We start from the raw sequence: 23,309 nt of genomic DNA on the forward strand, positions 1-23,309 counted from the left end.
GAAGAAGGCCCCCGGGGCGGACACCTGCCGGGGGCCTTCGGCTCAGCTACGGATCAGACCGTTCCTCTGGGGATCAGGCCGTACCTCGTCGGATCAGATCTCGGCCAGCGCAGCCGGGGGCGCGTCGGCGGCGCCGTCCGCGGCTGCCGGCTTCTGGGGCCCGCCCTTCAGCGGCACCTCCTTGACGAACAGCGAGGCGATCAGCACCAGCACCGCGATCGCCGCGCCCAGCAGGAACGCCGAGTGCGTGCCGGAGGACACCGCGTACTGGTACGCCTCCCGCGCCTGCGCCGGCAGCTTCGCGAGGCTCGCCGCGTCCAGCTGCGCCGACTTCTCGGTGATGCCCTTGCCCAGCGCGCCGGCCCGCTCGGCCATGACGTCCTGCACCCGGTGGTTGAACAGCGCGCCCATGATGGCCACACCGAAGGAGGAGCCGAGCGTGCGGAACAGGGTGGTGGACGAGGACGCCACGCCCATGTCCTTCATCTGCACGCTGTTCTGGGCGACCAGCATGGTGATCTGCATCAGGCAGCCCATGCCGGCGCCGACCACGGCCATGTAGATGCCGGACGTCAGCCGGGTCGTGTCCGTGTCCATCGTCGACAGCAGGTACAGCCCGACGATCATCAGCGCGCCGCCGACGATCGGGAAGACCTTGTAGCGGCCGCTGTTGGTGGTGACCCGCCCGGCGACCATCGAGGTCACCAGCATCGCGCCGAGCATCGGCAGGAGCAGCAGACCCGAGTTGGTCGCGGAGGCGCCCTGCACGGCCTGCTGGTACAGCGGCAGGAAGAGCGTGGCGCCGAACATCACGAAGCCGGTGATGAAGCCGATGATCGACATCAGGGTGAAGTTGCGGCTCTTGAAGATGTGCAGCGGCACGACCGGCTCGGCGGCCCTGGTCTGCCAGAACACGAACCCGATCAGCGCGGCCACGCCGATGCCGATCAGCTCCATGATCCGCGCGGACGTCCAGGCGTACTCGGTGCCGCCCCAGGTGGTGACCAGCACGATCGAGGTGATGCCGAGGGTGAGCAGCGCGACGCCGAGGTAGTCGATGCCGGCCTTGGCCCGCTTCTTCGGCAGGTGCAGCACCGCGGTGACCAGCGCGAGCGCCACGACGCCGAGCGGCAGGTTGATGTAGAAGGCCCAGCGCCAGCCCCAGTTGTCGGTGATGGTGCCGCCGACCAGCGGGCCGCCGATCATCGCAAGCGCCATGACGCCGGCCATCATGCCCTGGTACTTGCCGCGCTCGCGGGGCGGGATGAGGTCGCCGATGATCGCCATGACGCCGACCATCAGACCGCCGGCGCCGAGACCCTGCACGGCCCGGAAGCCGATGAGCTGGCCCATGTCCTGGGCCATGCCGCTCAGCGCGGAGCCGATCAGGAAGATCACGATCGAGCTGAGGAAGGCACCCTTGCGCCCGAACATGTCGCCGAGCTTGCCCCAGATCGGGGTCGAGGCCGCGGTGGCGAGGGTGTATCCGGTCACCACCCAGGACAGGTGTTCCAGACCGCCCAGCTCGCCCACGATCGTCGGCATCGCGGTGCCCACGATCATGTTGTCGAGCATCGCGAGCATCATCGCGATCATGAGCGCGAGCAGGACGACCCGCACGCTCCTCGGCTGCTTCGCCGGCTTCTCGGGCTGCTCCGGATTCGCCTTCTCCGGCTGCTCGGGTTCCGTCCGGCCGGTCTCGGCCATCTGTGTGTCCGCCATCTCTCCACTCCCCCTGAGCGCCTACTTACTTGCCGCCCGGCTAGTTCATTACACTGGGGAAGGTAGCCCCGTAACTAGCCGGGCGTCAAGTAAGTTTCCGCGGAGCGCGAGGAGTACGAGGATGGGCGTCACCATGGACGGCACCAAGCAGCAGCGCCGCGGCAACACCCGCCAGCGCATTCAGGACGTGGCGCTCGAACTCTTCGCCGAGCAGGGCTACGAGAAGACCTCCCTGCGCGAGATCGCCGAGCGTCTCGACGTCACGAAGGCGGCTCTGTACTACCACTTCAAGACGAAGGAAGAGATCATCGTCAGCCTCTTCGAGGACCTGACGAAACCGATCGAGGACCTCATCGAGTGGGGCAGGAGCCAGCCGCACACCCTGGAGACCAAGCAGGAGATCGTACGGCGCTACAGCCTGGCCCTGGCCGGCGCGGAACCGCTGTTCCGGTTCATGCAGGAGAACCAGGCGACGGTGCGGGAACTGCGCATCGGCGACACCTTCAAGGACCGCATGCGCGGCCTCAGGGACATCATCATCGACCCCGGTGCCGAACTCGTCGACCAGGTCCGCAGCGTCAGCGCGCTGTTCACGCTGCACGCCGGGATGTTCGTGATGCAGGACCTGGAAGGCGACCCCGAGAAGAAGCGCGAGGCTGTTCTCGAGGTCGCCGTGGATCTCGTCACGCAGGCACACCAGGGCGCCCACCGCGAGGACTAGGGCCTAGCCGGGCCCGAAGGCCCGAAAGCCCGGGGCCCGAAGGCCCGAATCAGCCCGGAGGGCTCGCTCAGACGGTCACGCCGTGAGCGCGCAGGAAGGCGACCGGGTCGACCGCGGAGCCGTAGTTCGGGGTCGTCCGGATCTCGAAGTGCAGGTGCGGACCGGTGGAGTTGCCGGTGCTGCCCGAGAGGGCGATGTGCTGACCGGTCTTCACGACCTGACCGACCTTGACGTCGATCCGGGACAGGTGCGCGTACTGCGAGTAGGTGCCGTTGCCGTGCTGGATGACGATGGCGTTGCCGTAAGCGGGGCCGTCACCGGCACCGTTGGGGCCGGCCTTGACGACGGTGCCACCGTGCGCGGCGAGAACCTCGGTGCCGGTCGGCACGGCGAAGTCCTGACCGCTGTGCTTGTGGGCCCAGTGGCTGCCGTCCTGCATGAAGCTGGCCGACAGGGTGTACTTCTTCACCGGGTCGACCCAGGAGGCCGCGGAGGGGGTCGCGGCGCTCGCTATCCCGGTACCCAGCACGGCCGTGGCGCCGACTCCGGCGGCCAGGACGGCCACGCGGTTGCGCAGCGAGGACGTACGGGAGGAACGGGACGTGAAGCGCTGGAACATCTAGACCTCGTGTTGTCGGAGACAGAGAGCCACCCGGCGCACGAATGTCGGACCGTTGTCTGACCGCTCGGCGGGTGGGCCATTCATTGGTAACCCGCCGCCTCAACCAGGCTCAATACCCCCTATCTACGACCTTGTGCCGTAGAACCTCTCAAAACCACCCACTTCTTGACACATCTCTCAGTCCGGACACCAACCCCCTGACGTCGGTCTTTCCCTCCGAGCTCCGCATGGAATGTCCCTTTTATTCACATTTGGACTCCCACTATCCCGGTTAGTACCGGACATTTCGGTGTGCGCCATGTCACCGGCTCCATAAGCCGTCGGGCAGGGAAATGTGACGCACGCCTCTATGCACCTACCGTCCGGTAACCCTACGGTTCCCCTCGCGCCACCCTCACCAAAGATCATGCCCCTGACAGTTCACCCTTCAGGCCGTGCAGCGTACGGACGTGAGAGGACCCCCACCGATGACCAGACGCCCCTGGGCGCGCCGGATATCCGTCACCGCCGTCTCCGTGGCCGCGCTCGCCGCGCTCGCCGCCCCCGCCGAGGCGAGTGATTCCGCCGCCCCGGCCGCCGCCGGCAGCACGACCGCCACCGCCACCACCGGCAAGGTCGACTACGCCACCTGGCAGAAGGACTGCCAGGCGGTCATGGACCAGGCCCTGCCGTACCTCAAGGACCGCATCGACCACGCCAAGCCGGGCGAGCAGCAGGCGATCGTCTTCGACATCGACAACACCACGCTGGAGACCGACTTCGGCTTCGCCTACCCGCAGCCGGCCAACAAGCCCGTCCTGAACGTCGCCCAGTACGCCCAGCAGCACGGCGTCAAGCTCTTCTTCGTCACCGCGCGCCCGGGCATCATCTACTGGCCCACCGAGTACAACCTCGAGCACGACGGCTACGACGTCTCCGGCCTCTACGTCCGCGGCTTCTTCGACCTCTTCAAGGACGTCGCCGCCTACAAGACCGCCCAGCGCGTCGACATCGAGAACCAGGGCTACACGATCATCGCGAACATCGGCAACAGCGCCACCGACCTCTCGGGCGGCCACGCCGACAAGACGTTCAAACTCCCGGACTACAACGGGCAGTTGTCCTGACCCGCGCCTGAGTCACCAGGCTAGGCTCCATCCGTACCTCTGCCGTTGCACGACCACGGGGGTGGCGGATGGAGCCCGCAGCAATCGGCGGCAAACTGGCGTCCGGACTGATCGTCTCGCTGCTGAAGAAGCTGTTCCCAGCGGACGGTCCCGGAGCCGGTCTGGTCGCGAAGCCCGTGCGACTGAAGGAACTCGTGTCCTTCCGGGGCGAGAAACGCAGCCTGGGCGAGAAGGAGATGCGCGCCCTCGCCACGCAATTGGTCGGCACCGCGCTGGATTCACCGGGTGAGCCCCCCTTTCCCCGAGAAGAGGGGACAGCTGTCGCCGTGGCACTGACCCGCAGGCTGCTCGCCCTCGGCGACCTCGACATGGACGACGTCCAGGCCGTACAGCTCGGTGACCGTGCGCTGGCCCGACGGCTGAAGCAGGAGGCTCCGAAGGCCGACGGACTGTCCAGCGACGCCGACCTGTTCCTGGACGGAGCCACCGAGTGGGCCTGCGCCCAGATCCTGGAATGGGCATCCCTCATATCGCGTACGGATCAACCTGATGCGGGCCTGGGATCGCTTCGACCAGGGCGTGTACGCCGACGAGGTGCTGGCCCACATGGACTCCCAGGACTTCTTCATCAGCGTCTCCTCGCCCGAGGCGCTGTGCGCCCTGCCCCGGCTCGGGCACCGGCCTCGGCTGTCGATCGAGGGGACACACGACCTGCAGGACATCATGCACATCCTGCCGGAGGGCGTACAGAAGATCGGCCTGGCGGAGAACCCGCTGCTCCACGACCTGCGACCGCTCGCCGCTCTCCGCTCGCTCGACCGCGTGGGCCTGATGATGTGTCCGGAGGTGGGTGACCTGTCTCCCCTGGCGGATCTGGGTCTGGACGAGTTGTACCTGCACGGTGTCGGCCGGATCTCCGGCCTCGACCGTCTCAGCACCCTGCGATACCTGACGGTGAGCAGTGAGCTGCCCGGCGGTCTGCGGGATCTGCCCCACGCCGCCCCACTGACCCACCTGAGCCTGGACGCGGGGGTTCTCTCGGCGGGCGGTCTGCTCAGCGCGCTCCCGGCACTCACCCGCCTCGGCGTTCCCGCGCGTGCGGCGGCCTGCTGCCCCGGAGCGCCTGAGCTGCCCGGCGTCGAAAGCCTGTGGGTGTTCGACATCCAGGGCACCGAGGATCTGGCCCCGCTGGCCCGGCTGTGCCCGAACGTGCGCACCGTCCGGCTGCTCACGCCCCTCGCCGTGACCCTGGACAAAACCGCGTACGCATCGGATTTCCCGGGCGTTGAAGTGCTGACTCCACGCTCCCGGCCCTTCGCCTTCTGAGCGGGACGCCTGAAGACACCGAAAGGGGCCGGTGCCCAAAAGGCACCGGCCCCTTTCAACTCGGCCGAACAGCGGTGAGGCTTACGCGTCCTTGCTCAGGTTCGGACCCGCGCCGCCGGCGGCCTGCTCGATCGGCGGGACGTCCGGCAGGGCCGACTTCTCCTCACCGCGGAAGGTGAAGGTCTGGGACTCGCCCTCGCCCTCGGTGTCCACGACCACGATGTGACCGGGGCGCAGCTCGCCGAAGAGGATCTTCTCCGAGAGCGTGTCCTCGACCTCGCGCTGGATCGTGCGGCGCAGCGGCCGGGCGCCCAGGACGGGGTCGTAACCCTTCTTGGACAGCAGCTCCTTGGCGGACTGGGAGAGCTCGATGCCCATGTCCCGGTCCCTCAGGCGCTCGTCCACCTTGCTGATCATCAGGTCGACGATCCGCAGGATGTCCGCCTGCGTCAGCTGCGGGAAGACCACCACGTCGTCGACGCGGTTGAGGAACTCGGGCCGGAAGTGCTGCTTGAGCTCGTCCTGGACCTTGTTCTTCATGCGCTCGTAGTTGGTCTTCGTGTCACCCGCGGCGGCGAAGCCGAGGTTGAAGCCCTTGGAGATGTCCCGGGTGCCGAGGTTGGTCGTCATGATGATGACCGTGTTCTTGAAGTCCACGACCCGGCCCTGGGAGTCGGTCAGGCGACCGTCCTCCAGGATCTGCAGCAGCGAGTTGAAGATGTCCGGGTGGGCCTTCTCGACCTCGTCGAAGAGGACGACCGAGAACGGCTTGCGGCGCACCTTCTCCGTCAGCTGACCGCCCTCCTCGTAGCCCACGTAGCCGGGGGGCGAACCGAAGAGACGGGAGACCGTGTGCTTCTCGCTGAACTCCGACATGTCGAGGGAGATCAGCGCGTCCTCGTCACCGAAGAGGAACTCGGCGAGCGCCTTGGACAGCTCGGTCTTACCGACACCGGAGGGGCCGGCGAAGATGAACGAACCACCCGGACGCTTCGGGTCCTTCAGACCGGCGCGCGTACGGCGGATCGCCTTCGACAGCGCCTTGACGGCGTCGTCCTGGCCGATGACCCGCTTGTGCAGCTCCTCCTCCATGCGGAGCAGGCGGCTGGACTCCTCCTCGGTCAGCTTGAAGACCGGGATGCCGGTGGCGGTCGCGAGGACCTCGGCGATCAGCTCGCCGTCGACCTCGGCGACGACGTCCATGTCGCCGGCCTTCCACTCCTTCTCCCGCTTGGCCTTGGCGGCGAGGAGCTGCTTCTCCTTGTCGCGCAGGGAGGCGGCCTTCTCGAAGTCCTGCGAGTCGATCGCGGACTCCTTGTCCCGGCGGACGCCGGCGATCTTCTCGTCGAACTCGCGGAGGTCCGGCGGCGCGGTCATCCGGCGGATGCGCATCCGGGAACCGGCCTCGTCGATCAGGTCGATCGCCTTGTCCGGCAGGAAGCGGTCCGAGATGTAGCGGTCGGCCAGGGTGGCGGCCTGGACCAGGGCCTCGTCCGTGATGGAGACGCGGTGGTGCGCCTCGTAGCGGTCGCGCAGGCCCTTGAGGATCTCGATCGTGTGCGGCAGGGACGGCTCGGCGACCTGGATGGGCTGGAAGCGGCGCTCCAGGGCCGCGTCCTTCTCCAGGTGCTTGCGGTACTCGTCCAGCGTGGTGGCACCGATGGTCTGCAGCTCACCGCGGGCCAACATCGGCTTCAGGATCGAAGCGGCGTCGATGGCGCCCTCGGCGGCACCCGCACCGACCAGCGTGTGCAGCTCGTCGATGAACAGGATGATGTCGCCGCGGGTGCGGATCTCCTTGAGCACCTTCTTCAGGCGCTCCTCGAAGTCACCGCGGTAGCGGGAACCGGCGACCAGCGCGCCGAGGTCCAGGGTGTAGAGGTGCTTGTCCTTGAGGGTCTCGGGCACCTCGCCCTTGACGATGGCCTGGGCGAGACCCTCGACGACGGCGGTCTTACCGACGCCGGGCTCACCGATCAGGACCGGGTTGTTCTTGGTACGGCGGGACAGCACCTGCATGACCCGCTCGATCTCCTTCTCGCGCCCGATGACCGGGTCGAGCTTGGACTCACGAGCGGCCTGGGTGAGGTTCCGGCCGAACTGGTCCAGGACGAGAGAGGTCGAGGGCGTGCCCTCGGCCGGGCCGCCCGCTGCGGCGGTCTCCTTGCCCTGGTAGCCCGACAGCAGCTGGATGACCTGCTGGCGGACACGGTTGAGGTCTGCGCCCAGCTTGACCAGGACCTGGGCGGCGACGCCCTCGCCCTCACGGATCAGGCCGAGCAGGATGTGCTCCGTGCCGATGTAGTTGTGGCCCAGCTGAAGAGCCTCACGGAGCGACAGCTCCAGGACCTTCTTGGCACGGGGGGTGAAGGGGATGTGCCCGGACGGGGCCTGCTGGCCCTGACCGATGATCTCCTCCACCTGCTGGCGGACCGCCTCGAGCGAAATGCCGAGGCTCTCCAGGGCCTTAGCGGCGACACCTTCACCCTCGTGGATGAGACCCAGGAGGATGTGCTCGGTGCCGATGTAGTTGTGGTTGAGCATCCGGGCTTCTTCCTGAGCCAGGACGACAACCCGCCGCGCGCGGTCGGTGAACCTCTCGAACATCGTTAATCGCTCCTCAGAGCGGTCAGGCAGTGGGGGGAACTTCCCCTCCCTGTCCTTCCGCAGCTTAGTCCCGCAAGCGGGGACCGCTCATTCCAACTGCCGACACCGTCCTTGGCCTCCTGACCCCGAACGCCGACATCTGCTCCAACCCGATGGTGCGAGACGATGTTCCCGCAGGCCAGGCAGTTACCCCACTCGCCAGTACGCCGATGGCGAACGTGAGACGACCGGACCTGCGCGTCGCCCCCTCCCACTAGGCATCTCTTACCCGCGGGGACTGACACTCCATGCCGCGCGCCCCGGTTCACTCCGCTATGGGCGAACAACCATGCGCCTCCCCAGGGCCTCACGCGCCCCCCTCCTGGGCACTCTGCGCAATCATCAGAACACCCAGCGTAACCCCCGGTGTGTTTCGGCGGTTGCACGTGGCATGGCTGGCTCGGTCCCCGCGACCTCCACGGTCCCCTTTCCCCGTCGCCCCCCGGACCCCGGCCCCGATGCCGGGGCCCGGCACTGGTACGAGAACGATCTGGGGTGGGTCACGGTGCCCGGCCGGCCGCTACGGCTGGTCACGGGGGTGCGGTTCGACGTCCTGGACGTGCCGGCCGAGGCGGGCGCGGTCGCGCTCCGACATCTCGTACCGGGTTCTCCGGTGGCCCTGCGGGGCGAGCGGATGCGGCTACTGGTGGCCGCGGGCAGCGCGGAGGAGCTGCCGGAGCTGCTGGACTGGCTGGAGTGGGGGCCGCTGGCCCTTGACCTGCGGGCGCTGGGCGCCGGCGGCCTGATGGAGGCGCCGGCTCCGCCCGAGCGATCCCGCGGCGGGACTCCTTCGCCGGTGCGCGACCGCGCGGCGGCGGCTTCGGCCGCCGGGGAGTACGCCGGGGAGTGTGCCGGTTCCACGCAGGGGGCCGCCGTATGGCTGCGGCCCCCCGGGCCGGGGTGCGAGCTGGAGGCTTCGCTGCCGGCACTGCCGGCCATGGGGGGTGTGGGGGGCGCCCCCGATCTCGTACGACTGGTGGACACGGTGGCAGCGCAGTGCCACCGGGTCCGGCTTCGGCGCCTTTGCGCCAGGCCGCCCGCCTGCCGGCGAAATCAGCCGTTGGCCTTCTCGTAGGCCTCGCGGATGGACGCGGGAACACGGCCGCGGTCGTTGACCTCGTAACCGTTCTCCTTCGCCCAGGCGCGGATCGCCGCGGTGTCCTGGCTGCCGCCGGAAGCGGCGCGCGCCTTTCCACGTCCACCCGAGGCACGGCCTCCGGTGCGACGACCGCCCTTCACATAGGGCTCGAGAAGGCCGCGCAGCGTGTCCGCATTGGCGGTCGTGAGATCGATCTCGTAGGTCTTGCCGTCCAGCGCGAACGTCACGGTCTCGTCGGCCTCGCCGCCGTCGAGGTCGTCGACAAGAAGGACCTGAACCTTCTGTGCCACCGGATTTCCTTTCATCGATAACGTGAGGGTCAGGGGGTGTGCGGCGTCCGCCGTTTCGCCGCCCCTGTTATATGCAGTACTGCAGTACGTCGGAAAGCAAACCGCTTTTGCCGGAAAAACACAAACCCCTGGGAGAGACCCAGGGACCCGCCCCGGCCCGGAAACATGCGCGTTTCGGACATAGGGAACCGGGGCAATGACGATCACAGATGCAGAAGCATCCGGCTGTTGCCCAAGGTGTTCGGTTTCACTCGTTCGAGACCGAGGAACTCCGCGACGCCCTCGTCATAGGAACGCAACAGCTCCGCGTACACATCGGTGTCGACCGGCGTCTCGCCGATCTCCACGAAGCCGTGCTTCCCGAAGAAGTCGACTTCGAAGGTCAGGCAGAAAACACGGCGAACGCCGAGCCAGCGCGCGGTCTGCAGCAACTTCTCCAGCAACTGATGCCCGACTCCGGCGCCCTTGAGGCCCCGCTTCACCGCGAGAGTGCGGACTTCCGCGAGGTCTTCCCACATCACGTGCAGCGCGCCGCAGCCGACCACCTCGGCGTTGTCGTCGCGTTCCGCGACCCAGAACTCCTGGATGTCCTCGTAAAGCGTGACCGTGGCTTTGTCGAGCAGGATGCGGTCATGGGTGTAGTCGTCGAGGAGGCGGCGCACGGCGGGGACATCGCTGGTCCGGGCCCGCCGGACGGTGATGGCTTTTGCGGTGGCTTCGGGACGCTCTGCTGACATGAGCGGACGCTATCGCTCGTCGGCGTCCCCTGCCGAGCCGGGGTTCTCCTCTTGCGGGGCTTGTGGGGCCTGCAGTGTTTCCGGTCCCTGGACGATGCGCACCGCGTCCCGGAGGGCCTGGCGCTGTTCGTCGCTCATCATCCCGAAGAAGGCGACGAGAGCCGCCGCCGCGTTGTCGCTCTGCGACCACGCGTCGTTCATCAGGGCGGCGGCGTACGCGGCACGGGTCGAGACGGCCTCATATCGATAGGCGCGCCCTTCCGCCTCGCGCCGCACCCAGCCCTTCTGGTGGAGATTGTCCAAAACGGTCATCACGGTGGTGTACGCGATGGACCGTTCCTGCTGCAGGTCTTCCAGGACTTCTCGAACGGTCACCGGGCGGTTCCACTTCCACACCCGCGTCATGACGGCGTCTTCGAGTTCTCCCAATGGGCGAGGCACAACTCAGAACAATAGTGGGAGAACCGGTCAATGGCGTGCCGGACGTGCACTTTGTCAGCAAAAGCGAACAAAAAGGGCGCACGACTCGAAAGCACCGATGGTGCGGGGAGTCGTACGCCGAGGGCTCAGGCGTCGCCGGTGGAGGACTTGCCGGCGCCCTCCATGCGGGCGAGCGCGGCGTCGACGGCCGCGTCCTCCTTGGCCTTGGCGGCCCCGCCCTGGGTCTTCACGATCACCCTGACCACACCGATGAAGAACACGGCCATGACGACCGGGGGCACGAGCGCGGAGACGTAGTCCATGGCTCCAGAGTAGCCACGCGGGCCGGGGCGAAAGGGGCGGGGTGGGCGGATAAGGATCGGCGGGGTGGGGCGAATGGGCCAGTGGAGCGAATGGGCCAGGATGCGGGCGGGCGAGCGGGGCGGGCGGACCGAGAGCGGGCGAGCAGGCCACAGGGCGGGGCGAGCGGGGGAGGCGCGGCGGGCGGGGGCGAGCGGGGTGAGCGGACCGGGGGCGAGCGGACCGGGGGTGGGCGAGCGGGGCCAGCGGGAGGGGAGGCGGAGGGCAGCGGCTCGGCGGGCGGAGCGAGCGGGGCCGGGACCGGGGCTGGACGAGCAGGCCACAGGGCGGGGCGAGCCGGGAAGCGCGGCGGACGAGCCGGCAGGCGGGGGCGGGCGGCTGGGGCGAGCGGGGTGAGCGGGGTGAGCGGGGTGAGCGGACCGGGGGTGGGCGAGCGGGGCTGGCGGGGGGAGGCGGAGGGCAGCGGCTCGGCCGGCGAGCGAGCGGGCCAGCGAGCGAGGCCAGCGAGAGGGAGACGGAGGGCAACGGCTCGGCGGACGGAGCGAGGCGAGCCGGGGCCGGGGCTGGACGAGCAGGCCACAGGGCGGGGCGAGCCGGGGAGCGCGGCGGGCGGGCCGGCAGGCGGGGCGAGTGGGGGAGGTGCGGCGAGCGGGGGAGGCGGGGGCGAGCCCGCCTCCGGTTCAGCCGGCGGCGAGCTGCTGGGGCCGCGGCGGGTCGGCCGGTGCCGTCGGCGGCTTGCGGCGCGGGAAGACTTCGCCCGGGGTGGGGATGGGCCGCTTCGGGGTCGCCGGTTCGGTGGCCGGGCGCTCGGTGGGGCGCTCCGGCGGGGTCCGTCCGGGCTTCTGAGCGGGCTTCTGAGCGGGCTTCTGGGCGGGTTTCTCGCCGCCCTCGGCCGCCATGCCCCAAAACTCGTCGGCGCCGCCCGGAAGGGCCGTCAGGCGGCTTCGGCAGGCCGGTACGGCGGGAGGCGGGACCGTGCGCGCGCCCTGGACGAAGCGGGCCCGTACGTCCTGCTCGGCGAGGACCTGGCAGCGGTCGAGCAGGGCGGCGGCCGCGGGGTTGCCGCGCAGCGCGCGGAGGGCGGCGAGGTCGTCCGGGGCCGGCCGGTGCCCGGCGCCCAGCGCCTCCTCCAGGAGCGCGAGGTACCCGGCGGCGGTGCCCGGCAGGGCGGCGCGGTACCGGCCGAGATCGGCCACCAGGAAGGCGCGCAGTCTGACCCCTTCCCGCATCGCCTCGTCGAGCGACTCGGCGAGGTGGTAGCAGTCCTGCACGTCCTCGGTGGACGCGTGGCCGGGGTGAAGGGCGAGGGCGAGGGCGCGGCGGAGCACACGCAGCTCCTCCGTGCCGAACGCCATGCCGCCGCGGGATCCGTATGGCGTGGGCATGCGGCGACGCTACCGCTAATCGGACAAAAGTGACGGATCGGGGCGTTATGTCGCCGCGTGTCGCTCCCGGGTTCCCCCGACTGGGGCCACCCGTGACCAGGGCGAAAAGAAGACCGGCGCCTTCAGGGGCGCCGGTCTCCTCACATGCGCCACATGCGCCACATGCGCCACTTGCGTCACATGCGTCACATGCGGGACACGTTCCGCTCGTACACCAGGCGCAGCCCGATGAGCGTCAGCCAGGGCTGGTGCTCGTCGATCACCGAGGACTCCCCCAGCACCATCGGCGCCAGGCCGCCCGTGGCGATCACCGTGACGTCGTCCGGGTCGTCGGCCAGCTCCCGGGCCATCCGGCTCACCACGCCGTCGACCTGCCCGGCGAACCCGTACACGATGCCCGCCTGCATGGCCTCCACGGTGTTCTTGCCGATCACGCTGCGCGGCCGGGCCACCTCGATCTTCCGCAGCTGCGCGCCCTTGACGCCGAGCGCCTCCACGGAGATCTCGATACCGGGCGCGATGACGCCGCCGACGTACTCCCCGCGCGCGGAGACCGCGTCGAACGTCGTGGCCGTGCCGAAGTCGACGACGATCGCCGGGCCGCCGTACAGCTCCACGGCCGCGACCGCGTTGATGATCCGGTCCGCGCCGACCTCCTTGGGGTTGTCGGTGAGGATCGGCACGCCGGTCTTCACGCCCGGCTCGACCAGCACCGCGGGCACGTCGCCGTAGTAGCGCCGGGTGACCTCGCGCAGCTCGTGCAGCACGGACGGCACGGTCGCGCAGATCGCGATGCCGTCGATGCCGTCGCCCAGCTCCTCGCCGAGCAGCGGGTGCATGCCCATCAGGCCCTGGAGCAGCACCGCCATCTCGTCCGCCGTGCGGCGCGCGTCCGTGGAGATGCGCCAGTGCTCGACGATGTCCTCGCCGTCGAACAGGCCGAGAACGGTGTGCGTGTTGCCGACGTCGATCGTGAGCAGCATCGCCGTTACTCCGCCTCGCGCAGGTCCAGGCCGATGTCCAGGATCGGCGAGGAGTGGGTGAGTGCGCCGACGGCCAGGAAGTCCACGCCGGTCTCGGCGTACGCGCGCGCGTTGTCGAGCGTGAGCCGGCCGGAGGCCTCCAGCAGGGCGCGCCCGCCCACGATCGCGACGGCCTCCTCGCACTCGCCGGGCGTGAAGTTGTCCAGCAGGATCAGGTCGGCGCCCGCGTCCACGACCTCGCGCAGCTGGTGCAGGGTGTCGACCTCGACCTCGATCGGCAGCTCCGGGAAGGCCTCCCGGACGGCCTTGAAGGCCTGCGCCACACCGCCGGCGGCGATCACGTGGTTGTCCTTGACCAGGGCCGCGTCGGACAGCGACATGCGGTGGTTGACGCCACCGCCGCAGCGGACCGCGAACTTCTCCAGGGACCTGAGGCCCGGGGTGGTCTTGCGGGTGTCGCGGACCCGGCTGCGGCTGCCCTCCAGGGCGTCCGCCCACGCGCGCGTGGCGGTCGCGATGCCGGACAGGCGGCACAGGATGTTGAGGGCGCTGCGCTCGGCGGTGAGCAGGTCACGCGTGCGCGTGGTGACCGACAGCAGCTTCTGCCCGGGCTCCACGCGGTCGCCGTCCTCCACGTGCCGCTCGACCTCGAACTCGTCCGTGCAGACCACGGAGAGCACGGCCTCGGCGACCCGGAGGCCGGCCGCCACGCCCGCCTCACGGGCGGTGAAGTCGCCGGTGGCCACCGCGTCCTCGGGGATGGTGGCGACGGTCGTCACGTCCACACCGCCGGCCAGGTCCTCCTGGATGGCGACGTTGGCGATGTCCTCGACCTCGACGGGGTCGAGGCCGGCCTCCGCCAGCAGTGCGGCGAGCGCGGGGTCGAGCCCGCACTCCAGGTACTCCTCGTCACCCTCGGCGCCGCAGGCGCAGCCGTCACCGCAGCCGCCGGTCGGGGCGAGGGGAAGGTCGTCGGTGCTCACAGTTCACTGCTCCTGGGGGCGGGGGTGGTGCCGGGTGGGCCGGGTCGGGGGGAAGTCTGCGGTGTCCGTGGTGTGGACGGCCAGGGACCGGTCGGGATTGATCCGTACCACGATGTGGCGCCGCCACCCCTCGTCGTCGCGCTCGGCGCGGTCCTCGCGCCAGTGGCAGCCGCGGGTCTCCTCGCGCAGCCGGGCGGCGGCGACCAGGACCCGGGCCACGCACAGGAGGTTGGTGGCCTCCCAGGTGTCGACGCCGGGCTCGGCGGTCTTGCCGTTCTCGTGGAGGGCGTCGCGGGCGTCGCTGTGCAGCCGCTGCAGCTGCTCGGCGGCCTTCGCCAGGGAGTCCTCCGAGCGCAGTACGCCCGCGCCCTCGGTCATGATCCGCTGGATGGCGAAGCGGTCCTCGGGGGCGAGCAGCGGGTGCGCGGGCCTCTCGGGGTCGGGGACCGGTTCGGGCACGCGCGCGTGCAGGCCGCTGTCCGCGTGGGCCGCGGCGATGTCGGCGGCGATGCGCTCGGCGTACACGAGGCCTTCGAGGAGGGAGTTGGAGGCGAGCCGGTTGGCGCCGTGCACGCCCGTGCAGGCGACCTCGCCGCACGCGTACAGGCCGGGCACGGTCGTCCGGCCCCACGCGTCGGTGCGCACGCCCCCGGAGGCGTAGTGGGCGGCCGGGGCGATCGGGATGGGCTCGGTGACCGGGTCGATGCCGTGGGCGCGGCAGGCGGCCAGGATGGTCGGGAAACGGTGCTCCCACATGTCGGCGCCGAAGTGCCGGGCGTCGAGGTACATGTGCTCGGCGTCCTGCTCCAGCATCCGCCGCAGGATGCCCTTGGCGACGATGTCCCGGGGCGCCAGCTCGGCCAGCTCGTGCTGCCCGACCATGAAGCGCACGCCGTCGCCGTCGACCAGGTGGGCGCCCTCGCCGCGCACCGCCTCGGAGACCAGCGGCTGCTGGCCCTCGGCGTCGGGGCCGAGGAAGAGCACGGTCGGGTGGAACTGCACGAACTCCAGGTCGGAGACCTCGGCGCCCGCGCGCAGTGCCAGCGCCACGCCGTCACCGGTCGACACGGACGGGTTGGTGGTCGCGGAGAACACCTGGCCCATGCCGCCGGTCGCGAGGACGACCGCGGGGGCGTGCACGGCGCCCACGCCGTCGTGCTGGCCCTCGCCCATCACGTGCAGGGTGACACCGGCCGTGCGGCCCTCGGCGTCGGTCAGCAGGTCCAGCACGAGCGCGTTCTCGATCGTGCGCACCCCGCGCGCGTGTACGGCCTCCACGAGCGCCCGGGAGACCTCCGCGCCGGTGGCGTCGCCGCCCGCGTGCGCGATCCGGCGCCGGTGGTGGCCGCCCTCGCGGGTGAGCTGGATGTCGCCCTCTTCGTCGGTGTCGAACTCCGCACCGGTCTCGATGAGCCGGCGCACGGCGTCGGGGCCCTCGGTGACGAGGATCCGTACGGCGTCCTCGTCGCACAGGTCCGCGCCCGCCACCAGGGTGTCCGCCAGGTGCTGCTCGGGCGTGTCACCCTCCCCGAGGGCGGCCGCGATGCCGCCCTGGGCCCAGCGGGTGGAGCCGTCGTCGAGGCGGGCCTTGGTGACGACGACCGTCGTCAGGCCGGCGGCCTCGCAGCGAAGGGCGGCGGTCAGGCCGGCCACTCCGGAGCCGACGACGACCACGTCCGCGGAGATGGACCACCCGGGTGCGGGCGCGTGCAGTCGTATGCCTGTGCTGGTCACGAGGCGGCTCCGAGGGTTCCGAAGGTGAGGGGCAGGTTGTCGATCAGCCGGGTCGTGCCGACCCGGGCGGCCACCGCGAGGACGGCCTCGCCGGTGAAGTCGTCACCGATCTCGGTGAAGTCGGACGGGTCGACCAGGGCCAGGTAGTCCAGGCGCAGCGGCGGGTCGAGGCGGGCGGCCTCGTCCAGGACCTGGCGGGCGACCGCGCGGACGGCGGCCGCGGCGCCGGGCACGGCCGTGGCCACGGCGTGCGCGTCGGCGGCGGCGCGGGATTCTCCCAGGGCGCTGAGCGCCTCGGCACGCGCGTGCGTGGAGGGCACTTCGAGCGCCCGCGCGCGCAGGGCCTCCTGCGCGGCGTGCCGGTCGCGCCCCGCGAACAGGGCGCGGGACAGGGCGAGGGCGGTGCGGCGCTCCTGCGGGGAGAGGTAGCGGTTGCGGCTGGAGAGGGCCAGCCCGTCCGCCTCGCGCACGGTCGGGACGGCGAGGATCTCGATGCCGAAGTTCAGGTCGCGCACCATGCGCCGGATCAGCGCCAGCTGCTGGGCGTCCTTCTGCCCGAACAGGGCCACGTCGGGCCGGGTGAGGTGCAGCAGCTTGGCGACGACGGTGAGCATCCCGTCGAAGTGGCCGGGCCGCGAGGCACCTTCCAGGCGCTCGCCCATGGGGCCCGCGCTGATGCGCACCTGGGGTTCGCCGCCCGGGTAGACCTCGTCCACGGAGGGCGCGAACACGGCGTCGGCGCCCGCCTGGTCGGCGAGCTTCAGATCGGCGTCCAGGGTGCGCGGGTAGCGCTCCAGGTCCTCGCCGGCGCCGAACTGGAGCGGGTTGACGAAGACGGTGACGACGACCTCGCCGTCCGGTCCCGCGATCTCGCGCGCGGTGCGGATCAGCGTGGCGTGGCCCTCGTGCAGCGCGCCCATGGTCATCACGACGGCACGGCGGCCGTGGCGCACGCGCGCGTGCAGCTCGTCGGCGGTGCTCAGCAGGGTGGTGGTCATCGGGCGTTCCCCTCGGTGCCGTTCCTACCGTCGGTCACGTCGTGCCCCTCGGCGAGGACGCCGAGCAGGTCCTCGGCCAGCTCCGGCTTCAGCAGGCCGTGGGCGAGGGCGCGGTCGGCGGTGGCGCGGGCCATCGCCAGATAGCCCGCGACGGTCCCCGGGGCGTGCTTGCGCAGCTCGGTGACGTGCGCGGCGACCGTGCCGGCGTCCCCGCGCGCGACGGGCCCGGTGAGGGCGGCGTCGCCGGAACGCAGGGCGTTGTCGAGGGCGGCGCCGAGCAGCGGGCCGAGCATCCGGTCGGGAGCCTCGACCCCGGCCGCGCGCAGCAGCTCCATGGACTGCGCGACCAGGGTGACCAGGTGGTTGGCGCCGAGCGCGAGGGCCGCGTGGTAGAGCGGGCGGTTCTGCTCGCTGATCCACTCGGGCTCGCCGCCCATCTCGATGACCAGCGCCTCGGCGGCCAGCCTCAGCTCCTCGGGCGCGGTCACGCCGAAGGAGCAGCCGGCCAGGCGCTGGACGTCCACGGGGGTGCCCGTGAAGGTCATCGCGGGGTGCAGCGCGAGCGGCAGCGCGCCCGCGCGCAGGGCGGGGTCGAGCACGGCGGTGCCGTACCGGCCGGAGGTGTGCACGAGCAGCTGGCCGGGCCGTACCGCGCCGGTCTCGGCGAGGCCGGCGACCAGGCCGGGCAGGGCGTCGTCGGGGACGGTCAGCAGGACGAGGTCGGCACGCTCCAGGACCTCGGCGGGCGGCACCAGCGGGACGTCGGGGAGCATCGTCTCGGCACGCCTACGGGAGGCGTCGGAGACACCGGAGACGGCCACCGGACGGTGTCCGGCGAGCTGGAGGGACGCGGCCAGCGCGGGGCCCACGCGTCCGGCGCCGACGACGCCGACAGTGAGCCGCGCGGGGCGGTCCTGGATATCTGACTGGTGGACTGTACTCACGCGACGGCGGCCTTCCCGTTCCAGTCCGCTCTGGGTACCGGACGATTTCTCGTCATGTTAACGCTATCCCGGTCCGGGGGCGGCCGGTCGTCCACAGGCTGTGGGTTTCGCCACGCGCCGGGGAGGGGGCTACGGCAGCGAAAATCCGCTGCCCCGGCGGCGTCGCGCACGGCATGATCCGGGCATGACGGATACGGCTGGGCAGGGCGAAGAGCGGGTGGCGGACGAGGGCGAGCAGCCGCTGGGAGAGCGGGGCGCGGAGCGGTCCGAGGAACCGGGCGAGAAGCGGCCGGCCGAACCCGGCGAGGACCGGTCGGCGCAGGAGCGGATACGGGAGCGGCGCAGGGCCGCGCAGCGGTCGGCGCGACGCAACCTGTCGCGCGCGGGCTGGGGAGGCACGATCGGCGAGCGGCTCGCGCAGCTGCGGGACGAGGCACCGCAGGTGTACGACCTGGACGAGCAGGCCGACATCTACGGCGACGGGGTCGTGACGGCCCTGGAGGAACGGGTCGCCGCGCTGCTCGGCACCGAGGCGGCCGCGTTCTTCCCGACCGGCACGATGGCCCAGCAGATCGCCCTGCGCTGCTGGGCGGGCCGCACCGGCAACCCCACCGTCGCGCTGCACGCGCTGGCCCACCCCGAGGTGCACGAACGGCATGCGTTCAGCCAGGTCAGCGGGTTGCGCCCGGTGACCGTGACGAGCGAGCCCCGGCTGCCCACCGCCGCCGAGGTACGCGACCTCGACGAGCCGTTCGGGGCGCTGATGCTGGAGCTGCCCCTCAGGGACGCCGGTTTCGTGCTGCCCACCTGGGAGGAGCTGACGGAGGTCGTCGAGGCGGCACGGGCGCGCGACGCGGTGGTCCACTTCGACGGGGCCCGCCTGTGGGAGGCGACCGTCCACTTCGACCGTCCTGTGGACGAGATCGCGAGCCTCGCGGACAGCGTCTACGTGTCGTTCTACAAGTCCCTCGGCGGCTTCGGCGGCGCCGCGCTCGCCGGTCCGAAGACCCTGGTCGAGGAGGCGAAGACCTGGCGGCACCGGTACGGCGGGATGGTCTTCCAGCAGTTCCCGACCGCGCTGTCCGCGCTCGCCGGGCTGGAGCGGGAGCTGCCCCGGCTGCCGGACTACGTGCGGCACGCGCGCGTGGTGGCCGCCGCGCTGCGCGAGGGGTTCGCGGAGGCCGGGCTGCCCTGGGCCCGTGTGCACCCGGAGACGCCGCACACCCACGAGTTCCAGGTCTGGCTGCCGTACGACCCCGAGGTGGTGGCGGAGGCGGCCGTGCGCCAGGCCGAGGAGACCTCGGTGATGCTCTTCGCGAACGGCTGGGACCGCGGCGGGCCGGGCCTTGCCGTCACCGAGGTCACCGTGCGCTCCGCGGGCCTGGAGTGGACGGCGGCCGACGTCCGCGCCGCCGTCATGGACTTCGTGAGCCGGCTGCCCGGCAAGGAGTAGCAGGCGCGGGTTTCGGGGCCGGGTGCCCGCCGGGGGGTGTCCGTACGGCTCACAGCGCGCGGGGCCGCAGCAGGCGGCTCAGGGCGTGGCGGAGCCGGCCCCGGGCCGGGCGTTCGGCGACGACCGCGCGGAAGCGCCGGTAGTCGCGCAGTTCGCGCAGCACGTCGAGGTCGTGGCGGCCCGGCGCGGGCGGCTCGGGCTCGCCGTGCAGGCGGGCACGGTAGACGTCGAGGAGGTACTGCTCGGTGATGCTCATGGCGGATCGCCTTCTCGGGACGTGGACTGATCACTGACTGATCGGGCTCCGCGGCTGCCCCGGTGCCCTCAGCCTGCTCCCGGCCGGGGCGGATGTCGCGTGGATTGACGGCTGTCGTCAATCGGCGCGGGCGCTGTCAGTGGCCGGGTGCACGATGGGAGCCATGAGCGTGACCATCGACATCACCGGGCTGCCGTCGGAGCGGGTGTCCGTCGTGCCCTCTCCGCTGGCGGAGCTGGGGATGGCCCTGCACGCGCTCAGCGAGCCCGGCCACCACCCGGAGCTGCAGGGCTGGGCGACCGCCGTCTCCTCCCGGATGGACCCGTGCCTGGCCGACCGGCTGTGCGAGGCCGACTTCCTGTGGCGCACGACGTTCTCGGACGTCTTCGCCCCGTTCGCCGGCATCCCCGGCCTGCGCACGCTCCCGGGCGCCACGCTCGCCGAGGAGCTGGACCTGCTGGACAAGCTGACGGACGAACAGTTCGTCGACGCCGCCCTGGAGTTCACCTGCCTGCTGCGCTACGACGTCCAGGAGGACGGGCCGCTGGACGACCCGGCACTGCGGCGGCGCGTCCTGGAACTGGCCGCCGCGCGCGGCACCGCGCAGGAGCGGATCGCCCGGCAGCTGCTGGAGGATCCGCCGGCCGTGCGCGCCTGGTTCCGCAAGCTCGTGCTCGACTGCGACGAGGCCTTCTTCGCCGACACATGGGCGCGGATCCAGCCCCAACTCGCCGCGGACGCCCGGCACAAGACCGAGCTGCTGCGGCACAAGGGCCTCGGCGAGGCGCTGTCCTCGCTCTCGGGTGCCGTCTCGCTCGACGAGGAAGCCGCGCTCATCACGATCGACAAGCTCGTCGTGGGCCGCACGGCGACCGGCGACGGCGGCCTGGTCCTGGTGCCGACCAGCCTCGGCCAGCCGCATCTGATGGTCCTGCACCGCTTCGGCTGGCAGCCCACGATCACCTACCCGGTCAGCCGCTCCCGCCCGCAGGCACCCTCCGTCGAACAGCTCACACGCCGGCTGGAGGCGCTGGCCCACCCGGTGCGGATCCGGCTGTGCCGGCACCTGGCCCGCGCCCCGCACACCACGAGCGAGCTGGCCGACGCGCACGGCATGTCGGCGCCCGAGATATCCCGGCACCTCGCGGTGCTGAAGAAGGCGGGCCTGATCACCAACTGCCGCCGGGGCCGGTACGTGCAGCACCAGCTGGACCTGTCGGCGGTGGCCCGACTGGGCAGCGACTTCATCGAGGGCGTACTGCGCTGACGCGGGCCCGGAGCGGCCGAGGTCCGAGCGGCCGACGTTCAGGCGGCCGGGGTCCGAGCGGTCGAGGTCCGGGCGGCCGACGTTCAGGCGGCCGGGATCCGAGCGGTCGAGGTCCGGGCGGTCGGCGTCCGGCCACGGCTGACGCTGGCCAACCACTGCGGACCGCGGGCCGTGTCGCGCCCGCGCGCGGTCCGGGTCAGCCGTTGCCGCCCGCGCGGACCAGCCCCGTCTCGTACGCCAGCACCACCACCTGCACCCGGTCCCGCAGCCCGAGCTTGGTCAGGATGCGGCCCACGTGGGTCTTCACGGTCGCCTCGGACAGCACCAGCCGGGCGGCGATCTCGCCGTTCGACAGGCCCTGCGCGACCAGCACCATGACCTCGCGCTCACGGTCGGTCAGCCGCTCCAGCTCCTTGTGCTGGGGCTCCCGGCCGGCGGAGGGCAGCATCGGTGCGAACCGGTCCAGCAGACGCCGGGTGGTGGAGGGCGCCACGACCGCGTCGCCGCTGTGCACCGCGCGGATCGCGGTCAGCAGCTCGCCCGGCGGCACGTCCTTGAGCATGAAGCCGGAGGCGCCCGCCTTCAGCCCGGAGAAGGCGTACTCGTCCAGGTCGAAGGTGGTCAGGATGATCACCTTCGGCGGATTGGGCTCCGCGCAGATCCGCCGGGTGGCCTCGACGCCGTCCAGCTTGGGCATGCGGACATCCATCAGGACCACGTCGACGTCGGTGGCGCGCGCCACCTGGAGGGCCTCGACGCCGTCGCCCGCCTCCGCGACGACCTCCATGTCCGGCTGGGCGGCGAGCACCATCCGGAACCCGGTGCGCAGCAGCACCTGGTCGTCGACGAGCATCACGCGGATCGTCATCGGGTCCTCTTCCGTGTCTTTGGCATCTTCGGCGGCAGGGGTGTTACAGGCGTCAACAGGGAGCGCGCGGCAGCGTCAGTGCGCCGGTTTGAGCGGCAGCAGCACGCTGATGCGGAATCCTCCGCCCGGGCGCGGGCCGGCGTCCAGGGTGCCGCCGACCATGCCGACCCGCTCGCGCATGCCGATCAGGCCGTGCCCCTGGCCGTCGGCGCCGCCCTCCTCGTACAGCTCGTGCGGGGCGCCCTTGCCGTCGTCCTCGACGAGCAGGCCGAGCCCGTCGTCGAAGTAGACCAGCCGCACGCTCGCGCCCGTGTTGGGCCCGCCGTGCTTGCGGGTGTTGGTGAGCGCCTCCTGCACGATGCGGTACGCGGTCAGCTCCACCCCGCTGGGCAGCGGGCGCGGGGTGCCCTCGACCTTGAAGTCGACGGGCAGGCCGGAGCTGCGGCACTGCTCGATGAGCTCGTCGATCTGCTCGACGTCGGGCTGGGGGACGTACTCCCCGCTCTCCTGGTGCTCGCCGGTGCGCAGCACGCCCAGCAGGCGCCGCATCTCGGCGAGGGCCTGGCGGCCGGTGGAGGAGATCGTCTCCAGGGCCTTCTTCGCCTGGTCGGGGGCGGCGTCGAGGACGTAGGCGGCGCCGTCGGCCTGGACCACCATCACCGACACGTTGTGCGCGACCACGTCGTGCAGCTCGCGCGCGATCCGGGCGCGCTCGGCGGCGACCGCGACCTTGGCCTGCGCCTCACGCTCCTTCTCCAGCCGGGCGGCGCGCTCCTCCAACTGGGCGAAATAGGCCCGGCGGGTGCGCATGGAGTCGCCGAGGACCCAGGCGAGGGCGAACGGGACGGTCTGGAACACGGCTATCGCGATCTGCCCGAGGAAGCTCGTGTGCTGGGCGGGCCAGCGGATCTGGGCCAGCGTCGCCGCGCCCAGGCTCACGGTGAGCGAGAGCCGGGACGCCCAGCGGGCGCCCATCGTGGCGACCGTGTAGGTGATCACCAGCATCGCGAAATCGGCGATGATCGTCTCGACGTTCATGATCAGCTGGGCGAGCCCGGTCGCCAGGGCCAGCAGCAGCATCGCCTCGGGGAAGCGGCGGCGCAGCGCGACGACCACGCACAGGACGGCGGACACGGCCATGCCCGCGGCGATGGATCCGTGGTGGTCCGGCGCCCCGTTCAGGTTCACCACGCTCACGCCGGAGAGCCCGAACAGGACGACGGCCCAGAAGGAGTCGACCCAGGTCGGGTGGCGGCGGAGGAAGTCATAGAGGCGCTGCACGTAACCCAGAGTAGGGAAACCGGATGCGTGCAGGGGTCAACCGGAGGGCCGATCCGCGCCGGGCGCGCGTACTCCGCAAGGTGGATGCAGTGATCACCTGTGCGCCTAGTCTGTTCCGGTGACGGATGAGACGGCGAGGGCGATCGG

22 protein-coding genes and 1 pseudogene are annotated in these 23,309 nt (G+C 71.2%); 7 read left to right on the plus strand and 16 right to left on the minus strand.

Annotated features, from left to right (window positions below; genetic code table 11):
- Positions 1 to 93: 93 nt before the first annotated feature.
- Positions 94 to 1,722, minus strand: coding sequence for an MDR family MFS transporter (locus ABZ865_RS15620; RefSeq protein WP_361229832.1), 1,629 nt, complete (start codon positions 1,720 to 1,722; stop codon positions 94 to 96).
- Positions 1,723 to 1,843: 121 nt separating this feature from the next.
- Between ABZ865_RS15620 and ABZ865_RS15625 the strand changes: the two genes are divergently transcribed.
- Positions 1,844 to 2,443, plus strand: a complete 600-nt coding sequence (locus tag ABZ865_RS15625) for a TetR/AcrR family transcriptional regulator (protein ID WP_361229835.1) — start codon at positions 1,844 to 1,846, stop codon at positions 2,441 to 2,443.
- A gap of 67 nt (positions 2,444 to 2,510) precedes the next feature.
- Here ABZ865_RS15625 and ABZ865_RS15630 read toward each other — a convergent pair whose 3' ends face one another.
- Positions 2,511 to 3,062 carry a M23 family metallopeptidase gene (locus ABZ865_RS15630; protein WP_361229838.1) on the minus strand — a complete coding sequence of 184 codons (552 nt, stop codon included), beginning with the start codon at positions 3,060 to 3,062 and terminating at the stop codon, positions 2,511 to 2,513.
- 470 nt (positions 3,063 to 3,532) lie between these two features.
- Between ABZ865_RS15630 and ABZ865_RS15635 the strand changes: the two genes are divergently transcribed.
- The 3 genes and pseudogenes from ABZ865_RS15635 (at position 3,533) to ABZ865_RS15645 (ending at position 5,497) form a co-directional block, all read left to right on the plus strand.
- On the plus strand, positions 3,533 to 4,171 hold the full coding sequence (locus ABZ865_RS15635) for an HAD family acid phosphatase (RefSeq protein WP_361229841.1): 639 nt from the start codon (positions 3,533 to 3,535) through the stop codon (positions 4,169 to 4,171).
- Positions 4,172 to 4,239: 68 nt separating this feature from the next.
- Positions 4,240 to 4,689, plus strand: a pseudogene (locus tag ABZ865_RS15640) (ATP-binding protein); the annotation flags it as partial.
- Positions 4,690 to 4,720: 31 nt separating this feature from the next.
- Positions 4,721 to 5,497 carry a hypothetical protein gene (locus tag ABZ865_RS15645; RefSeq protein WP_361231226.1) on the plus strand — a complete coding sequence of 259 codons (777 nt, stop codon included), beginning with the start codon at positions 4,721 to 4,723 and terminating at the stop codon, positions 5,495 to 5,497.
- Positions 5,498 to 5,578: 81 nt separating this feature from the next.
- On the opposite strand, the gene ABZ865_RS15650 is transcribed toward ABZ865_RS15645, so the two are convergent.
- A complete protein-coding gene (locus tag ABZ865_RS15650) occupies positions 5,579 to 8,104 on the minus strand; it encodes an ATP-dependent Clp protease ATP-binding subunit (protein ID WP_361229844.1) in 2,526 nt (841 codons plus the stop codon).
- 430 nt (positions 8,105 to 8,534) lie between these two features.
- Between ABZ865_RS15650 and ABZ865_RS15655 the strand changes: the two genes are divergently transcribed.
- Entirely contained in the window at positions 8,535 to 9,218 is a 684-nt protein-coding gene (locus ABZ865_RS15655) for an SCO3374 family protein (RefSeq protein ID WP_361229847.1), read from the plus strand.
- Here ABZ865_RS15655 and ABZ865_RS15660 read toward each other — a convergent pair.
- From ABZ865_RS15660 to ABZ865_RS15705, 10 genes are all read right to left on the minus strand, one after another.
- A complete protein-coding gene (locus ABZ865_RS15660; protein WP_361229850.1) occupies positions 9,197 to 9,532 on the minus strand; it encodes an Lsr2 family protein in 336 nt (111 codons plus the stop codon). The genes ABZ865_RS15655 and ABZ865_RS15660 overlap by 22 nt on opposite strands.
- A 203-nt stretch (positions 9,533 to 9,735) precedes the next feature.
- Positions 9,736 to 10,269, minus strand: coding sequence for an amino-acid N-acetyltransferase (locus ABZ865_RS15665; protein WP_100827546.1), 534 nt, complete (start codon positions 10,267 to 10,269; stop codon positions 9,736 to 9,738).
- 9 nt (positions 10,270 to 10,278) lie between these two features.
- Complete coding sequence (locus ABZ865_RS15670) at positions 10,279 to 10,710, minus strand: BlaI/MecI/CopY family transcriptional regulator (protein ID WP_361229855.1); 432 nt, start codon at positions 10,708 to 10,710, stop codon at positions 10,279 to 10,281.
- A gap of 125 nt (positions 10,711 to 10,835) precedes the next feature.
- Positions 10,836 to 11,012 carry a hypothetical protein gene (locus ABZ865_RS15675; RefSeq protein WP_361229859.1) on the minus strand — a complete coding sequence of 59 codons (177 nt, stop codon included), beginning with the start codon at positions 11,010 to 11,012 and terminating at the stop codon, positions 10,836 to 10,838.
- A gap of 678 nt (positions 11,013 to 11,690) precedes the next feature.
- Complete coding sequence (locus ABZ865_RS15680) at positions 11,691 to 12,365, minus strand: hypothetical protein (protein WP_361231162.1); 675 nt, start codon at positions 12,363 to 12,365, stop codon at positions 11,691 to 11,693.
- A gap of 215 nt (positions 12,366 to 12,580) precedes the next feature.
- Entirely contained in the window at positions 12,581 to 13,378 is a 798-nt protein-coding gene (locus ABZ865_RS15685) for a type III pantothenate kinase (protein WP_361229862.1), read from the minus strand.
- 5 nt (positions 13,379 to 13,383) lie between these two features.
- The gene (nadC, locus tag ABZ865_RS15690) at positions 13,384 to 14,361 is read right to left on the minus strand and encodes a carboxylating nicotinate-nucleotide diphosphorylase (RefSeq protein ID WP_361229864.1); all 978 of its coding nucleotides are present in this window, start codon (positions 14,359 to 14,361) and stop codon (positions 13,384 to 13,386) included.
- 3 nt (positions 14,362 to 14,364) lie between these two features.
- Positions 14,365 to 16,095: an L-aspartate oxidase gene (locus tag ABZ865_RS15695; RefSeq protein ID WP_361229867.1), complete on the minus strand. Its 1,731-nt coding sequence runs from the start codon at positions 16,093 to 16,095 to the stop codon at positions 14,365 to 14,367.
- Positions 16,092 to 17,093, minus strand: a complete 1,002-nt coding sequence (gene panC / locus ABZ865_RS15700) for a pantoate--beta-alanine ligase (protein ID WP_361229870.1) — start codon at positions 17,091 to 17,093, stop codon at positions 16,092 to 16,094. The genes ABZ865_RS15695 and panC overlap by 4 nt, the downstream gene beginning before the upstream one ends.
- Positions 17,090 to 18,037, minus strand: a complete 948-nt coding sequence (locus tag ABZ865_RS15705; protein WP_361229873.1) for a DUF2520 domain-containing protein — start codon at positions 18,035 to 18,037, stop codon at positions 17,090 to 17,092. The genes panC and ABZ865_RS15705 overlap by 4 nt, the downstream gene beginning before the upstream one ends.
- Before the next feature lie 184 nt (positions 18,038 to 18,221).
- Here ABZ865_RS15705 and ABZ865_RS15710 point away from each other — a divergent pair, with 184 nt between their 5' ends.
- On the plus strand, positions 18,222 to 19,490 hold the full coding sequence (locus ABZ865_RS15710; protein ID WP_361229876.1) for a beta-eliminating lyase-related protein: 1,269 nt from the start codon (positions 18,222 to 18,224) through the stop codon (positions 19,488 to 19,490).
- A 49-nt stretch (positions 19,491 to 19,539) separates the two neighbouring features.
- Here ABZ865_RS15710 and ABZ865_RS15715 read toward each other — a convergent pair whose 3' ends face one another.
- Complete coding sequence (locus ABZ865_RS15715) at positions 19,540 to 19,746, minus strand: hypothetical protein (protein WP_361229879.1); 207 nt, start codon at positions 19,744 to 19,746, stop codon at positions 19,540 to 19,542.
- Positions 19,747 to 19,909: 163 nt separating this feature from the next.
- On the opposite strand from ABZ865_RS15715, the gene ABZ865_RS15720 reads away from it, so the two are divergent.
- The gene (locus ABZ865_RS15720; protein WP_361229883.1) at positions 19,910 to 21,013 is read left to right on the plus strand and encodes a DUF5937 family protein; all 1,104 of its coding nucleotides are present in this window, start codon (positions 19,910 to 19,912) and stop codon (positions 21,011 to 21,013) included.
- 196 nt (positions 21,014 to 21,209) lie between these two features.
- On the opposite strand, the gene ABZ865_RS15725 is transcribed toward ABZ865_RS15720, so the two are convergent.
- Positions 21,210 to 21,881 carry a response regulator transcription factor gene (locus ABZ865_RS15725; RefSeq protein WP_361229886.1) on the minus strand — a complete coding sequence of 224 codons (672 nt, stop codon included), beginning with the start codon at positions 21,879 to 21,881 and terminating at the stop codon, positions 21,210 to 21,212.
- A gap of 75 nt (positions 21,882 to 21,956) precedes the next feature.
- Positions 21,957 to 23,162, minus strand: coding sequence for a sensor histidine kinase (locus tag ABZ865_RS15730; RefSeq protein WP_361229889.1), 1,206 nt, complete (start codon positions 23,160 to 23,162; stop codon positions 21,957 to 21,959).
- Positions 23,163 to 23,309 lie beyond the last annotated feature (147 nt).

The sequence above is a fragment of the Streptomyces sp. NPDC047085 genome (genome assembly GCF_040643735.1).
In the GTDB taxonomy this organism is placed as follows: Bacteria; Actinomycetota; Actinomycetes; order Streptomycetales; family Streptomycetaceae; genus Streptomyces.